The 15666-nt window shown below is 62.0% G+C and carries 14 protein-coding genes; 9 read left to right on the forward strand and 5 right to left on the reverse strand.

The window, feature by feature from the left end; translation table 11 throughout:
• Window positions 1-32: 32 nt before the first annotated feature.
• The 4 genes from JVX98_RS00070 to JVX98_RS00085 form a co-directional block, all read right to left on the reverse strand.
• Complete coding sequence (locus JVX98_RS00070; protein ID WP_205236430.1) at window positions 33-1061, reverse strand: porin; 1029 nt, start codon at window positions 1059-1061, stop codon at window positions 33-35.
• A gap of 505 nt (window positions 1062-1566) precedes the next feature.
• Window positions 1567-1980 (reverse strand): DUF983 domain-containing protein, encoded by a 414-nt coding sequence (locus JVX98_RS00075; protein ID WP_192449949.1) that lies wholly within the window; start codon window positions 1978-1980, stop codon window positions 1567-1569.
• 174 nt (window positions 1981-2154) lie between these two features.
• The gene (locus JVX98_RS00080; protein ID WP_205236431.1) at window positions 2155-3552 is read right to left on the reverse strand and encodes a PLP-dependent aminotransferase family protein; all 1398 of its coding nucleotides are present in this window, start codon (window positions 3550-3552) and stop codon (window positions 2155-2157) included.
• A gap of 104 nt (window positions 3553-3656) precedes the next feature.
• Entirely contained in the window at window positions 3657-4274 is a 618-nt protein-coding gene (locus JVX98_RS00085) for a LysE family transporter (RefSeq protein ID WP_205236432.1), read from the reverse strand.
• Between the two features lie 64 nt (window positions 4275-4338).
• Between JVX98_RS00085 and JVX98_RS00090 the strand changes: the two genes are divergently transcribed.
• A complete protein-coding gene (locus tag JVX98_RS00090; RefSeq protein ID WP_205236937.1) occupies window positions 4339-5268 on the forward strand; it encodes a LysR family transcriptional regulator in 930 nt (309 codons plus the stop codon).
• Between the two features lie 241 nt (window positions 5269-5509).
• Window positions 5510-6202: a pentapeptide repeat-containing protein gene (locus JVX98_RS00095; protein WP_192450049.1), complete on the forward strand. Its 693-nt coding sequence runs from the start codon at window positions 5510-5512 to the stop codon at window positions 6200-6202.
• A gap of 34 nt (window positions 6203-6236) precedes the next feature.
• On the opposite strand, the gene JVX98_RS00100 is transcribed toward JVX98_RS00095, so the two are convergent.
• On the reverse strand, window positions 6237-6812 hold the full coding sequence (locus tag JVX98_RS00100; protein WP_205236433.1) for a nucleoside 2-deoxyribosyltransferase: 576 nt from the start codon (window positions 6810-6812) through the stop codon (window positions 6237-6239).
• A 658-nt stretch (window positions 6813-7470) separates the two neighbouring features.
• On the opposite strand from JVX98_RS00100, the gene JVX98_RS00105 reads away from it, so the two are divergent.
• From JVX98_RS00105 to JVX98_RS00135, 7 genes are read left to right on the forward strand one after another with little or no spacing between them, the layout of a single operon-like run.
• Window positions 7471-9033 carry an ABC transporter substrate-binding protein gene (locus tag JVX98_RS00105; protein ID WP_060539346.1) on the forward strand — a complete coding sequence of 521 codons (1563 nt, stop codon included), beginning with the start codon at window positions 7471-7473 and terminating at the stop codon, window positions 9031-9033.
• Window positions 9034-9091: 58 nt separating this feature from the next.
• Window positions 9092-10063 carry an ABC transporter permease gene (locus tag JVX98_RS00110; RefSeq protein ID WP_034797927.1) on the forward strand — a complete coding sequence of 324 codons (972 nt, stop codon included), beginning with the start codon at window positions 9092-9094 and terminating at the stop codon, window positions 10061-10063.
• Window positions 10064-10073: 10 nt separating this feature from the next.
• Window positions 10074-11024, forward strand: coding sequence for an ABC transporter permease (locus tag JVX98_RS00115; protein WP_060529200.1), 951 nt, complete (start codon window positions 10074-10076; stop codon window positions 11022-11024).
• A 3-nt stretch (window positions 11025-11027) separates the two neighbouring features.
• Window positions 11028-12221 (forward strand): amidohydrolase family protein, encoded by a 1194-nt coding sequence (locus JVX98_RS00120; RefSeq protein ID WP_205236434.1) that lies wholly within the window; start codon window positions 11028-11030, stop codon window positions 12219-12221.
• A complete protein-coding gene (locus tag JVX98_RS00125) occupies window positions 12218-13702 on the forward strand; it encodes an amidohydrolase family protein (RefSeq protein WP_205236435.1) in 1485 nt (494 codons plus the stop codon). The genes JVX98_RS00120 and JVX98_RS00125 overlap by 4 nt, the downstream gene beginning before the upstream one ends.
• The gene (locus JVX98_RS00130) at window positions 13699-14685 is read left to right on the forward strand and encodes an ABC transporter ATP-binding protein (RefSeq protein ID WP_043621306.1); all 987 of its coding nucleotides are present in this window, start codon (window positions 13699-13701) and stop codon (window positions 14683-14685) included. The genes JVX98_RS00125 and JVX98_RS00130 overlap by 4 nt, the downstream gene beginning before the upstream one ends.
• Window positions 14682-15662, forward strand: coding sequence for an ABC transporter ATP-binding protein (locus JVX98_RS00135; RefSeq protein ID WP_246764830.1), 981 nt, complete (start codon window positions 14682-14684; stop codon window positions 15660-15662). Before JVX98_RS00130 ends, JVX98_RS00135 begins: the two co-directional genes overlap by 4 nt.
• Window positions 15663-15666 lie beyond the last annotated feature (4 nt).

Consider the following 15666-nt stretch of genomic DNA (forward strand, 5'->3'; position numbering starts at 1 on the left):
TTGCGGGCTTCTTTCATCCGAGTTTAATCGGATTAGAAGTTACGCTGCAGACGAACGAAGCCCGATACGAAATCGCGGTCGGTCGTCGCGTTGATGTCTTCCTTGTTGTACTGAACCGATACGCGGGTCGCCAGACCTTCGGTGATCGCGTAGTCGAGGGTCAGGCCAGCGCGCCAACGGTCGAGGTCGCTGTTGAACTTGTAGTCGCCCCAGTACTGAGCGCCGGGGGTGATCTTCAGCTTGTCGGTCGCCTTGAAGGCGTACGAAGCTGCAACCGTCCACTCCGAAGCGTTCCAGTAAGCGTTCGGGTCGGAGGCCCAGATACCAGCGAGCTGGAACGTGCCCGGGCCGAGGTCAGCCGAAAGCAGAGCGCGGATCGCGCCTTCTTCAACTTCGGTGTCGTAACCGCCGAGCAGGTCGAAGGAAACACCACCGACCGTAGCCGAAACGATGGCTTCAACGCCAACGCCATTGTTCTTGGTCGTTGCGCCTTCGAGTTCGTCGATGGCGATACCAGCCTGGAACGAACCGCCATCATAGAGGTAGGCGATCGAGTTGAACTCGGTGACGTTGCCGAGCGAGTCGGATTCGCCGTTCAGGCCCTTATCCCACCAGCTGTAGAAGAAACCGGCCTTGAGGCCACCGAGCTGGATGTAGGCTTCGTCGACGTCGATGCGGCTGTCGCCAGCGTCGGTGTCGTTGTCGGCGTTGAATTCAGCAGCGAAGAAGCCGGTGAGCGTGCCGAATTCGGTGTCGCTCTTGGCGTCGAACGAGATGTAAGCGCGCGAGAACGAATCCCAGTCAGACGTGCCGGCGTCGCCCCAGCCCTGACGGCCGTTGACTTCGTTCGGGCCGAAGGAGGTCTGGAAACGGATGAAGCCGCCGATCTTGAGGCAGGTTTCGGTGCCCGGGATGTAGAAGTAGCCAGTGCCGAAAGCGTCGCAAACGCGAACGTATTCCATGGGCTCCGGCTCGGCTGCAACGATGGCGTCGGCAGCCTGGGCGCCGGAAACTGCTGCGAGAGCAGCAGCGGAGCCGAGAAGAAGGCTTTTGATAGTCATTCGATCGATCTCTCTAATGGTTATCAAGGTCAACAAGGCCCGGCCCTGGTGTCCCCCAGAGATTTATCGGTTACCTCGCTCGCGCTGCTACGAAATGAACCACTGCGATGACTCGCAGCGGGCAGCGGCGACACCGCTATCACAAAAAACAAGACAGTTATGTAACAAACGCGTTTTGGGCGTTTGTTAATAGCTATTACTATAAGCTGTTGCATATGGGCAACTATCATATATTTCTAAAATAAGATTATCTTGCAAACGATAGTAATGAATCCGAATTATATTAAAGACGAAGTCTTCATATGACAAAATGCTCTCATAAAAACTTCACAGTTTGCAGATTGACGTCTTGATTTTGTTATTTTACGTAGATCCGGCCTTTGAGAAGAGAGGCTTCCGGTGAAAGCGCCGTCAACTATCAACAGTTGGCGGCGCAATTATTTTCTAGGGGTGTGTTCGGAGGCTTTTGGGCTTCTCTGGTGCCCGGGAAGTGGCCTGCGTAGATCTACTGCGTCGTCGCCGCAGCAGACGGATCGGTGTTTCGCCTTACGACCTTGCCTTCCTCGGCTTTGTAGAAAAACTGACTTGAGACGAGCCAGCCCTTGAGGGGGCGAAGCGGCGGAATGCAGGTCAGCAGCATGAAGGGGCCGGTCACCAACAGGTGTATCCAGAGCGGCGCGCTGTATTGAACTTCCAGCCAGACGCCAAGAAAGACGCTCGGCACGCAGGCAAAGCAGATGACGAAGAATGCAGGGCCATCGGCCGGATCGGCGAAGGAGTAATCCAGGCCGCAGACTTCGCATTCCTTGCGCATCTTCAGGAAGCCGTTGAAGAGGTGCCCTTGCCCACAGCGGGGGCAGCGACCGCGCAAGCCGGTCTGCATGGGTGGGATTGGCGGCCAGTCACTATCGGAAGACATGTATGTTCCTTTCAGGCGTTCTTGCTGGCGCTTGGGGTTTGCGCCGAAATTGCCTGGATAGGCGGCCAGCCACTTCTTGGGGCCGTCTCAGGCTTGCCAAGATTAGGCGCCGAAAAACATACATTGTCAATTTATTGTATGCATACATATGTGCGACAATTTCGCCGCCGGCGTTTACACCACGAAGCTGGAAGCGGCCGGGGGCTGGCCGATAAGGTCAGTGATGACGAGAAGGCTGCGCCGCAACTCCGCGTGGCTGGCAGCAGCGCCGAGGCCGAGGCGGACGGCTTCCGGTGGCGTGCCGAGCGCAAAGGCGTCGCTTGCAACGACGCTGATCCCGGCCGCCTGCAATCGCGCGCTCAGTTCGCCGCGTGTCCAGGGGGATGGCAAGTGCAGCCAGGCGTGGAAGGCGTCCGGGTTCGTTTGAGCCACGTTGGCGGGAAGAAGCTCCGAGACGATGCGCTGTCGCGCCGCGGTCTCGCTGCGAATGGCTGCGAGCACCGCGTCAGCCGTCCCGTCCTCGATCCAGCGCGTGGCGATTGCGGCCGCAAGAGGGGACGCCATGCCGACTGTGGCGCGGATCGCGCCCTCGATGCGGACCGAGCTTCGGCTGTCTGGAACGATGAGATAGGCGATGCGCAAGGCGGGCGACAGGCATTTTGCAAGGCCGCCGACATAGTAGACGAGGTCCGGCGCCAGCGCTGCCAGCGGGCGCGGTGCGGAAATGGGAAGAGCGCCATAGGCATCGTCTTCGATGATCGCTACGTCGTGCCGCCTGGCGATAGTGACGATCGCCTGGCGCCGCTCGAGCGAAAGTGTCGTCGTCGTGGGATTGTGAAGCGTCGGATTGCAATAGAGCGCTTTCGGCGCTTCCTTCGCGCAGAGTTCTTCGAATGCCTCGGGCAACAGGCCTTCGCTGTCCATGGCGAGGCCACGCAGCCTGATGCCGAGGTGCGCTGCGAGCGCTCGGAGCCCGGGATAGGTAATCGCCTCGGCGCAAATCATGTCACCGGCTTTGGTCAGGCTTCCAAGCGTCGCAAGCAGAGCCCCTTGCGCGCCGGCGGAAATCAGCACGCGCTCCGCCGGAACCGCGCCCAGCCTGGGTTTGAGCCACGCGGCCCCTGTCGCGCGATTGTGCAGGGCGCCGCCCGGCGGCTGGTATCGCATCAGCAGTTCAAGACCGTGATCGGCCTGCAGCGCCGCCATGTCATCCCAGAGACAAGCGGCGAGAATTCGATCGTCGAACAATGGCGGCAGGTTCATGCTCATGTCGACGAGACCGCCAGTCGGCGTGCCGCTGGCACGCACACGTCGCGTTTTCACGTAGGTGCCCTGCCCGACCCGGCCTTCGACGAGGCCGCGATGTCGGGCCTCGTTATAGGCGCGACTGACCGTGGTGAAGTCGATCCCGAGCGCCTCGGCCAGCGTGCGCTGCGGCGGCAGCCGCATCCCCTCGGACAAGCGCCCTTCGCCGATATCGGCCGCGATGGCGTCGGCGATGGCGAGATAGAGCGGCCCATCCGATTTGCGGATTGCCGGTTGCCACGAAATTCCCAAGCGTTCGTCCGCCATCGCGAATACCTCCTGCTGAATTGTATGGATATTGCATGTGTTTCGCGGTTCAGGCAAGTGCTCGTAGCGGAGAAGGCAAGCGGCAGGCCGCGAGCAAGCGTCACCTAGCGTGACATGCTCACCGTTGTCAGCAATACGCCGAAGCCGACAAGCAGGGCACCGAAGGCGCGATCGATCCAATGGCGAAGCGCGATTAGGCGACGTCGTACTGTGCCCGACGAAAAGAACAGGGCGACGATCGTAAACCAGATCAGATGTGTGGCAGAGATGAACGCTCCGTAAGCCATTTGGACGGGCAGCGACGTGGTCGGCTCGACGACCTGCATGAAAAGGCTGACGACAAAGATCGTCGTTTTCGGATTGAGCGCGTTGGTCAGAAACCCCATACGCAGCGCGCCGAGATCGGAGAGCGCAGGAGGTGCGGCCAAGGCGGCCTCTTCGGCCGGTTTCGCGCGCAGCATCTGGATGCCGAGCCAGATCAGATAGGCGGCGCCGACGAGTTTCAGCAGGGTGAAGAGAAACAGAGACTGACGGACTAGAAGGCCGACGCCGAGCAGAGTATAGGCGACATGGACCCAGACGCCTGCGGCGATACCGAGCGCCGTCAGGACGCCGGCCCGTCGCGACAAGAGCAGGCTGTTGCGCGTCACCATCGCGAAATCCGGCCCCGGACTGATGACGGCGAAGATTGTAATGGTCACTACAGCTAACAATTCAGTCATTGTCTTTCCCGTTCGTCTCTTTCATTACTGCTTCAATAATTTGATCGATGAGAAACGACTAACGATGAGTTCTGACGATTTTGGTGATTTCTACTCACAGATGAAAGCGCCACGGCTTCCGCCGCTTGCGGCGCTGCGCTGTTTCGAGGCGGCGGCCAGACTTGAGAGCTTCAGTCGCGCCGCGGACGTGCTGCATTTGACGCATGGCGCCATCAGCCGCGCAGTCCGTCTTATCGAAGACGATCTCGGCGTGGCGCTGTTCGAGCGCCGCAGTCGGCGTGTCTTCCTGACAGAGGCCGGGCGGAAGCTGGCGGCGGCCGTGCGCGAAGGCTTCGGTCTGGTGGAGAATGCTGTCCGGGAGATCAGGGAAGTGTCGCGAACGCCGGCGCTGGTGGTCTCCTGCGAGCCGACACTTTTGATGCGCTGGCTGATACCGCGCCTTCCGGATTTCCAGGTGCTGCACCCGGATGTGTCCGTCCATCTCGTTGCGGGTGGCGGGCCGGTACCCTTGGGGCGAGGTATCGATCTGGCGATCCGTCGCGACGATTTCCCCTGGCCGGAGGGCACTCATGTGGTGCGGCTTTTTCCGGAGCGAATAGGTCCGGTTTGCCGCGCGGACAAGGTCACCGCGTTTTTCGACGCAGCCGAAGCCGGCTCCTCGCCCAAATTGCGGAAGGATGCGGTCCCCTTGCATACGCGAACGCGACCAGAAGCGTGGGAGACCTGGGCGAGAATGGTCGGCTGTGCCGTCCAAGAGCAGCGCGGCCAAGTCTTCGAGCATTTCTACATCAGCCTTCAGGCGGCGATCGCCGGGATGGGCGTCGCGATCGGGCCCTGGCAGCTTGTTCGCGACGATATCGACAATGGCATCCTGGCCGCGCCGTGCGGCTTTTTCGAAGACGGTTCGGCTTATCATCTGCTGTCGTCGGCGCCGATCGGCGAGCGCGGACCGAGCGCGGCGTTGCGCGACTGGCTGCTGGACGTATCGATCTGAAACGGACCGTTTTCATTTCTGTCATTTGCATAAAGGCGAGCAACGTCATACGTTTAACGAAGACGTGCGCATGACCGGCGATGCCAGTTGGCGGAAAGGCGCGCGAAGCACCTGATATGCAATCGATTCGACCTTCGGGTCCTGGAGCGGCGCCATGAACATCCTCAAAATCAATCTCGGCCAGGAGCGCGGTAAGCTGCGCCCGGCTCGCGCAACGGCATCGAGGATCGTGGCCGACGTCATGAAAAGACTGGTCGTTCCGGCGGCTGCTTTGGGCCTTGTCGCGTTCGCGGCGCCGTCGATGGCGCAAGCGGCCAGTTGCAAGGATTCGGCATCGCCCGGAGCCGACTGGACCGACTGCAACAAGAAAGCGCTTATGCTCGGCGGCAGCGACCTTCAGGGTGCCAATCTCGTAAACACCGACTTCACCTTGACGGATCTGCGCGGCGCGAACCTGACGGAAGCCAATCTGGAAAAGGCAACTCTGGTTCGATCCTCGATTGCGGGAGCGACGGCGAATGGCGCGAACTTCTCCAAGATCGAAGCCTATCGCTGCAACTTTGCCGGCGTCTCCGCCGAGAAGGCATCGTTCGTGAACTCCGAGCTGCAGCGGGCCAATTTCAGCGGCGCCCGCTTGACGGGCGCAAGCTTTGAGAAAGCCGAACTGGGCCGAGCCAATTTCGACAAGGCGGAGCTCACAGGAACCCGGTTTACGCACGCCAATCTTTCGCGCGCGGACCTGACCAGCACGAGTTTTTCCGGCCCGATCGATTTCCAGGGCGCGTTCATGTTCCTGACGCGTATCGAGGGCGTTGACCTGTCGGAGGCAACCGGACTTGAGCAGGAGCAGGTCGACATGACCTGCGGCGACAGCTCGACCAAGCTTCCCACCGGCATGAATGCGCCGGCGGGCTGGCCCTGCGCCAGCGACTAACTCCCGTCACAGAGCATCGGCTTCCGGCCGGCCGCTATGCCAGATGCTGCTTGGCGGCAATCGCAAGGCATTCCTTGAAGGCTTGTAGGTCGGTCAGGCGATCAGCCTCGGGTACTTCGCGCTGCACGAGCCTGCCTTCCCGTCGCAGAACGCCGCCATCTAGCATCAGGTTGTCGGCCATATCGAAGTCTTCGATGCTGTTCCCGTCCGGACCGGCCATGCGGCCGTCGGGGCGCAGGGCGGCGTTTCCGCCGTAGTGGTCATGCAGGATGCGCTCGTAGTAGCTGCGGGCGGTGTTCGTATAGGCATAGACGTGCTTGCCATGGCCGCACATGAAGCCGAGTTCGAACACTGTGCCGACGTCGGCGCTGATGCCGCGAAACGGCGTCAGGTTGGCGATGATCATGTCGGCGGCAAGCATCATGCCTTCGTCGACGGCGTAGATTGCAAGGCCGCGCTGATGCTTGGTCGGAGCCGGCGGGATCTCGAGATCGCCCGGCACCAGCGGCGTAAACCCGGCAGCGCGCGCCAGTTCCGCCTTCAGTTTCTGGATCTCAGCCGCATTGGGCAGAAACACTTCCGGGCCAGCGAGATAGACTTTCACGCGCATTCCTCCTCACATTTTCGAGGGGCCAATCTAGGAGAGCTGCAGCCAAGAGCCTAGCCATGGACGTCAGCTTGCCCACGGATTTTTGGAGCGGGGGAGGCTGGCGGGCCGCCTGGCATGTTCTGCGCCGGCGGAGACGCCGTTGGCCCAGATCAGCTTCGGCCAATCCCGGCATCTTTGAGCATGCCACGCGGGCGAGCTTGAAATGCCGGTAACCTGAAATCTGCAGCAGAAGTCTCCTCCGAAGGTGATCGCAACCGTTGCCACCGTTGCGCGCACCGCCGTTTGAGAAGGCTCACGTGCTGTTGCCGGCTCCGTATCCGTCACGTTTACATGCAGAAACACGCGTAAACGTCAGTGTTTTCGGTCGAATCCGGTTCTTGCGACGATTTTGCACCGTGTCCGTGCGCGGCTTGCCTGCCGAGGCTCGGCGGTTTCGATTCGCCCGACAGTTGCTGCGTTCCCTGAAATTTCCCCATGCCTTTGTTCGTCGACGAGTGGGCGTCTTTGCCGTCGTATGCGACTTTAAACAATCATGCATACAAAATTGTCGACAAAATAGTTGACATTGTCGCCGACAGCTTCAAATCTAGGGCAACTTGCTCACGAGTGGGTGAGGGCGCCTGCATATGGCGACTGATGAGAAAACAGAGGGAACGACATGAAACTGAGAAAGCATCTCCTCGCGGGGTTGGCATTTGCCTTTCTCGCATCCTCGGCCTCCGCCGAAACGCTGCGTTGGGGTAGCCCGCGGGATATCTTCTCGCTCGACCCCTATTCCTATGGCAGCACCTCGAACCTGGCCTTCCTCAACCACGTGTACGAAGGCCTGACGCGCTACACGCCGGAGTTCAAGGTCGAGCCGGCGCTCGCCACGAGCTGGGAGATGGTCAAGGACAAGGTCTGGCGCTTCCATCTGCGCAAGGGCGTAAAGTTCCAAAACGGCGCCGAGTTCAACGCTGACGACGTCGTCGCCTCCATGGCCCGCGTCAGCCATCCGACCTCGCCGCTGCGCGGCAACATTCCGGCCTATGTCTCGACCACCAAGGTCGACGATTACACGGTCGACATCGAAGTCAATTCGCCGAACCCGCTCTTCCTCAACGACATGACCAACATCTTCATGTTCGACAAGGACTGGCTGGTCGACAACAAGTCCGAGCTGCCAACCGATGTCGGCGCCAAGGTCGAAGGCTACGCCACCTACAACACCAACGGCACCGGCCCGTTCAAGGTCGAATCGCGCGTGCCCGACAGCAAGACCGTTCTCATCAAGAACGACGGCTGGTGGGATACGCCGAAGCACAATCTCGACCGCATTGAATTCATGCCGATTACCTCGGCCGCAACCCGCGTTGCAGCGCTGCTTTCGGGCGAAATCGATCTGACCGATGGTGCGCCGGTTCAGGATCTTGAGCGCCTAAAGAGCTCGCCGGACATCAAGGTAATCGAGCGCACTGACCTGCGCACCGTGCACATGGTCTTCAACCGTCACGAGACCTTCGCCGACGGTCGCGAAAACTTCTTCAACAACATCAAGGTGCGCCAGGCGATTGACCATGCCATCGACCGTCAGCTGATCTTCAAGCGCGTGATGCGCGGCAAGTCGCATGTCGCCGGCACCATGGTTGCTCCGGAAATCCCGGGCTACAGCGCCGAACTCGATGTGCCGACCGCCTATGATCCGGAACTCTCCAAGAAGCTGCTCGAAGAGGCAGGCGCCGTCGGCAAGGAGTTCACGCTCGTCTGCATGAACGACGAAAGCGTCAACGAGGAAGACGTCTGCAGCGCACTGGTCTCTATGCTGTCGCGCGTCGGCCTGAAGCCAACCCTCGACATCGGTCCGCGCGCCGTGCAGGCGCCGAAGCGCGCCGGCGGCAAGTCCGACGCCTACATGATCGGCTGGGCCAACGAGCCGACGCTCGATGCCTATTCGATCCTGGTTCAGGTTCTCTCGACCCGTGAAGGTGCTGCCGGCGTTGCCAACTATGGCGGCTGGTCCTATCCGGAACTCGACGCGATGGTGAAGAAGGCCGCGCTCGAGATGGATCACGACAAGCGTCTGGCGATCGAGACCGAGGCGCTGAAGTTCGCCAAGGATGAGGTCATCATGATCCCGTTGCACCAGCAGCCGATGGCCTGGGCAATGTCGAAGAACGTCACGGATGTGACCATTCGGGCCGACAACAAGCCGCGTCACTGGCTGACCCGTATCGGCGATTGAGTTTTCCTGCCCCGGCAGAGCGTGCTTTGCCGGGGCTCCTCATTCAGCGAGAAACCCAATGATTGTCTTTCTCATCAAGCGGCTGGCCAATGCCGTGCTGGTCATGCTCGCCGTCGCGCTGCTCGCCTTCCTGATCTTCCGCTTCGCCGGCGATCCGGTCGAGTTGATGGCCAACGAGCAGATGTCGCAGGCCGACCGTATCGAGCTGCGCGAAAAACTCGGGCTCAACGATTCGTTCCTCACCCAGTTCGGTCGCTTCGTCGGCAATGCCGCCCAGGGCGATTTCGGCATCAGCTACCGCAACGGCCAGGACGTGATGAAGCTCATTGCCGAGCGCTTCCCGGCAACGATGGAACTGGCGCTGGTCGCAACCGTCCTGTCGCTCCTGATCGGCCTTCCACTCGGCGTCCTGACCGCTATCCACCGAGGGCGATGGTATTCCGAGGGGTTGCAGTTCGTCAGTATCATCGGCGTCTCCTTGCCGAGCTTCGTCGTCGGTATCCTTCTGATCCTCGTCTTCGCCGTAACGCTCGGCCTCGTACCTGCTTTCGGGCGCGGCGATGTGGTGCAGCTCGGCTGGTGGAGCACCGGCCTGTTGACGTCGTCGGGCCGCGCGTCGCTGCTTCTGCCGTCGCTCGCACTCGCGCTCTACCAGATCACTCTGGTCATGCGCCTGGTGCGCGCAGAAATGATGGAAGTGCTGCGCTCGGACTTCATCAAGTTCGCACGCGCCCGTGGCGTGCCGCGGTGGCGGATCTATTTCCGACATGCGCTCAGGAACTGTCTGATGCCGGTTGTCACCATGACGGCGATGAACTTTGGCTCGCTGATCGCCTTCGCGCTGATCACCGAAACCGTGTTCCAGTGGCCGGGCATGGGCATGCTCTTCATCCAGGCGGTCACCTTCCTCGATATGCCAGTCATGGCGGGCTATCTCTGCATCGTCTCCTTCATCTTCGTCACGCTCAATACGCTCGTCGATATCGCCTATGCGGTCATCGATCCGCGGTTGCGCGATGCAACCCGCTGAGGTCGTTGCCATGACAGATCACGTCCAGCAAACCACACCTGCGCGCAAGCCTTCGCGGCTTGCCCGCTGGCGCCAGAGCGATCTCTGGTGGTCCTTCACCCACAAGCCTTCGGCAATCATCGGCGCGATCATCCTTACGTTCCTGATCGCGACCGCCTTTGCAGCACCTTTGATTGCGCCGCAGAACCCCTTCGATCCGGCTCAGCTCGAGCTCTGGAACTCCGAGCTGCCGCCGATCTGGGAGGCCGACGGCCAATGGCCTTACGTGCTCGGCACCGACACGCAAGGGCGCGACATGCTCTCGGCCATTCTCTATGGTTCGCGCATCTCGATCCTGATCGGCGTCGCCTCGGTCGTGCTTTCGCTCGCGGTCGGCCTTAGCCTCGGCCTCGTTGCCGGCTATTTCGGTCGCTTCATCGACAACTTCCTGATGCGCATCGGCGACGTGCTTCTGTCGATCCCGACCATCCTGATCGCGATCCTCGTCAGCGCCGTCGCGCGCCAGATGCTGCCGCCGGAACTCAGGGATGTCGGCTCTGCCGCCGTTCTGGTGCTGGCGATCACGCTCAGCGCCTGGGTGCAATATGCTCGTACCGTGCGTGCCCAGACGATCGTCGAACGCGGCAAGGAATACGTGCAGGCTGCGCGCCTTCTGAAAACGCCGGCTCGGCGGATCATGCTGAAGCACATCCTGCCGAACACGCTGACGCCGATCATGGTCGCTGCGACCCTGAACTTCGGCATGGCGATCCTGACGGAAGCGACGCTTTCGTTCCTCGGCATCGGCATGCCGCCGAGCCAGCCGAGCCTTGGAACGCTGATCCGTCTCGGCAATCAGTTCCTGTTTTCGGGCGTATGGTGGGTGGTACTCTTCCCCGTCGTCCAGCTTTGCCTTCTCGTCGTCTCGGTCAACCTGCTCGGTGACTGGCTGCGCGATGCGCTCAATCCGAAATTGAGGTGAATGATGTCCAATCTCCTGATCCGTAACGTCAGGCCCAACGCCGGCGAAGCGACCGACATTCTCGTGCGCGACGGCAAGATCGCCGCCTTCGGCAAGGGACTTGCCGCCGATGGCGTGGCCGTGGAAGACGGCAACGGCCATATCGTGATCTCCGGTCTGATCGAGGCGCATACCCATCTCGACAAGTCGGTCTGGGGCATGCCCTGGCACGTCAACGCCAAAACCGCGACGCTGCGCGAACGCATCGATTTCGAACGTGAGAAGCGGCTTGAAATCGGCATTGATCCGCACCGCCAGTCCATGCGCCAGGCGATCATGCTCGCTGCCAATGGCGCAAGCCACATCCGCAGCCATGTCGACATCGACACCACCCACGGCCTCCGGCTGATGGAAGGCATCATCGAAACCCGCCAGGCGCTGAAGGATGTCATCGATATCGAGATCGTCGCCTTCCCGCAGTCGGGTCTCGTCACCCGGCCTGGTACTGTGGAGCTGCTCGACCAGGCTCTGAGCAAAGGTGCTGAAGTCCTTGGCGGCATTGATCCCTGCGGCATCGACCGCGACCCGAAGGGCCATCTCGACGCGATCTTCGGTCTTGCCGAAAAACACGGAAAGCCGATCGACATTCACCTGCACGAGCAGGGCGAGCTCGGCGCCTTCAGCATGGAAATGATGTTCGAACGCATCCGAGCGCTCGGCATGCAGGGCAAGGTGGCGATCAGCCATGCCTTTGCACTCGGCGCGCCGGATTATCTGCGCGTCGGCGGCCTGATCGAACAGATCGCCGAACTCGATATCCGTATCGTCACCACCGGTTCGCCGTCTTCGACCGTGCCGTCGATCTTGCGTCTGAAGGATGCCGGCGTGAAGGTTGCTGCCGGCTGCGACGGTATCCGCGACACCTGGGGTCCGTGGGGCCAGCCCGACATGATGGATCGTGCCCGCATCCTCGGCATGAAGAACGGCCTGCGCCGCGACGTCGATCTTGAATACGCGCTCTACGTCTGCTCCAAGGGCGGCGCCGACGTCATGGATATCGAGGGCTATGGCCTCGAGGTCGGCTGTGACGCCGATTTCACCCTGCTCACCGGCGAGACTTTGGCGCATGCCGTCGTCGACGTCGCGCCTCGGCCGATAGTCGTCAAGCGCGGCCGCGTCGTCGCCCGCAACGGCGTTGCGGAGGTGGCGATCCCATGACCAACATCAAGGATTTGACGCTCGGTGAGCGCGCCGAAGGACGCACGCTTCTGACAGCGCAATGGGTGCTCGGGCACCGCGACGGTTCGCACCGGCTGATCCCGAACGGCGAAGTCGTCATCGAGGGCGGCACGCTGCTCTATGTCGGCCCGCGCTTCGAGGGTGAAGTGGCACGCCGCATCGATCTCGGCGCTGCCATGATCAGCCCCGGGCTGATCGACCTCGACGCGCTCTCAGATCTCGACACGACGATCCTTGCGATCGACCATCAGCCCGGCTGGGCCAAGGGTCGCGTCTGGCCGCTGAGCTACATCGAGCGCGGCCCCTATGAGATGTACACGCAGGAGGAGCTGGCGTTCCAGAAGCGCTTCGCCTTCGCGCAGCTTCTCTTGAATGGCATCACCACCGCAGCGCCGATCGCCTCGCTTTTCTATCGCGAATGGGGCGAGACCGTTGCTGAATTCGCCGCCGCATCCGACGCCGCAGGTGACCTCGGTCTTCGCGTTTATCTGAGCCCGGCCTATCGCGCCGGCGGCATGATGGTGACGGCGCCGGGTCAGCTCGAAGCGATCTTCGACGAGGCAAGGGGTCTGAAGGGCCTTGACGACGCGATTGGCTTCATCCGTGACCATGAAGGTCGCCATGGTGGCCTGGTGAAGGGCCTGCTGGCTCCCGACCGGGTGGAAACCTGCACCGAGAAACTGCTGGTTCGCACCGCCGATGCGGCGCGCGACCTCAATTGCCCGATCCGGCTTCATGCTGCGCAGGGCACGATGGAGGTCGACACCGTCCGCCGCCTGCATGGCAAGACGGCGCCGGAATGGCTGGCGAGCTTCGGTTTCTTGAGCGACCGGCTGATTGCGCCGCACGCAACGCATGCGACCGACAACGATCTGCGGCTCTATGCCGAAAATGGCGTGAGCATCGTGCACTGCCCGCTGGTTTCGGCCCGCGGCGGCAGCACGCTGAACTCGTTCCGCTCGGTGAAGGCCCGCGGCGTCAACATTGCCATGGGCACAGACACCACGCCGCCGGACATGCTGATGAACCTGCTCGTCGGCCTGATTGCTGCCCGCGTCGTCGAAGGCGACCCGTCAGCCGTAAGTTGCGCCGATCTCTTCGACGCCGCGACACTTGGCGGCGCCAAGGCGCTCGGCCGCTCGGATCTCGGTCGCCTGGAAGCGGGCGCCCGTGCCGATATCGCCGTCTTCGATCTCATGGACCATCACATGGCGCCGGCGATCGATCCGATCACGACGCTCGTCGTCGGTGGTTCCGGACGCGTCACCAAGGCGGTTTTCGTCGATGGCCGTCTGTCGATGCGCGATGGCGAGGTGGCAGGCTTCGACATGAACGCGGCACGCGCGCAGGCACAGGTCCAGTTCGATGGCCTGATTGCCAAGTATCCGGAGCGGAGCTTCGGTCACCCGCCTGTCAGCGAGATCTTCCCGCCGAGCTACCCATTGGAGGTGCAGCGATGACTGAACATGCCTCATCGGCCGTGCTCGACGTGCGCGGTCTCTGCGTCGAATTCCCCGGCCGCCATGGAACGGTGCAGGCGCTATCCGACGTTTCGCTCAGCATTCGCCCCGGCGAAATCCTCGGCGTCGTCGGTGAATCCGGCGCTGGAAAGTCGATGACCGGTCTTGCCGTCCAGGGACTTCTGGAGCCGCCTGGTCGCATTTCCGGCGGCGAGGTCTGGGTCGGCGGCCGCCGCATCGACCAGCTCGACGACAAGCAGATGCAGCAGGTCCGCGGCCGGCAGATCGGCGCAATCTTCCAGGATCCGCTGACGTCGCTGAACCCGCTCTTCACCGTCGGGGCGCAGCTTGTCGAGACGATCCGCCTCCACTTGAAGCTGTCCAGGGCCGATGCCAAGGCGCGTGCCATCCAGCTCCTGAAGGAAGTCGGCATTCCGGCGCCCGAGGCACGTTATGACCACTATCCGCATCAGTTCTCGGGCGGCATGCGCCAGCGCGTTGTCATCGCCTTGGCGCTCGCCGCAGAACCGAAGCTGATCATTGCCGACGAGCCGACGACGGCGCTCGACGTCTCGATCCAGGCGCAGATCACCTCGCTGCTTCGCCGTCTTTGCGACGATCACGGAACGGCGGTCATGCTCGTCACCCACGACATGGGCGTGATTGCCGAGACGGCCGATCGCGTGGCGGTCATGTATGCCGGGCGTCTCGTCGAGATCGGCCCTGTGGCCGAGGTACTGAAAAATGCCCGCCATCCCTATACGCGCGGCCTGATGGGCTCGATCCCGGCGCTTGGCCGCCGGGTCGAGCGGCTGAACCAGATCGACGGTTCCATGCCGCGTCTGAACGCGATCCCCGCCGGCTGCGCCTTCAATCCGCGCTGCCCGGATGCCGGACCGCGCTGCCGCAAGGATCGGCCCGAACCGGCGCCGGTCGGGACCGGCGTCGCCGCATGCTGGCTCAATGCAGGAGGAGTGCTATGAGTGATGCCCTGACGGTCAACGACCTGACCTGCAATTTCGACGTTTCGGCACCCTGGCTGAACCGGGTGATCGAGCGCAAACCGCGGCAGTTCGTGCGCGCCGTGGATGACATCAGCTTTACCGTACCCATGGGCGGTTGTCTGAGCCTCGTCGGCGAATCCGGCTGCGGCAAGTCGACGGTGGCGCGGCTGGTCACCGGTCTCTATCGCGCCAGCGAAGGCGAGGTGCGGTTCGCACCGAGCAAGAACGGCGAGCCGCTCTCGGCTCAGATGATCTTCCAGGATCCCTATGCCAGCCTCAATCCGCGCTGGCGGGTGCGCAACATCATCGCCGAACCGCTGCGCGAGTTGAAGCTGCGCAACTCCGAAGCCGAGATCATGGAACGGGTCGGCGAGCTGCTCACGATCGTCGGCCTTGCGCCCTCTGATGGCGCGAAGTTTCCGCACGAGTTTTCGGGCGGCCAGCGCCAGCGTATCTCGATTGCCCGCGCGCTTGCCGGCGAGCCGGAGTTCCTCGTCTGCGACGAGCCGACCTCGGCGCTCGACGTATCGGTCCAGGCGCAGATCCTCAACCTCATGCGCAAGCTGCAGGACGAGATGGGGCTGACCTATCTCTTCATCAGTCACGATATGAGCGTGGTGCGTCACATGTCGGATCGGATCGCCGTCATGTATCTCGGACGCATCGTCGAGGAGGCCGACACCGAGACGCTCTTTGCCAATCCGCGGCATCCCTATACCCAGCTGCTGCTGGAGACGATCCCGGATATCACCCATCCGAAGCGCGGGCGCAGCATTGCGGCAAGCGAAGTGCCGAGCCCGCTGAACCCGCCGTCCGGCTGTACCTTCCATCCGCGTTGCCCGTTTGCAGACCAGCGCTGCAAGAGCGAGCGGCCGGAGATGCGCAGCTTTTCTGACGGTTCGCGTGCCGCCTGTCACCGCATCGAAGAAACGGTGAAGGCGATCAACGCAGCGTAACGCC

This window comes from Ensifer sp. PDNC004 (assembly GCF_016919405.1).
Classification (GTDB): Bacteria; Pseudomonadota; Alphaproteobacteria; order Rhizobiales; family Rhizobiaceae; genus Ensifer.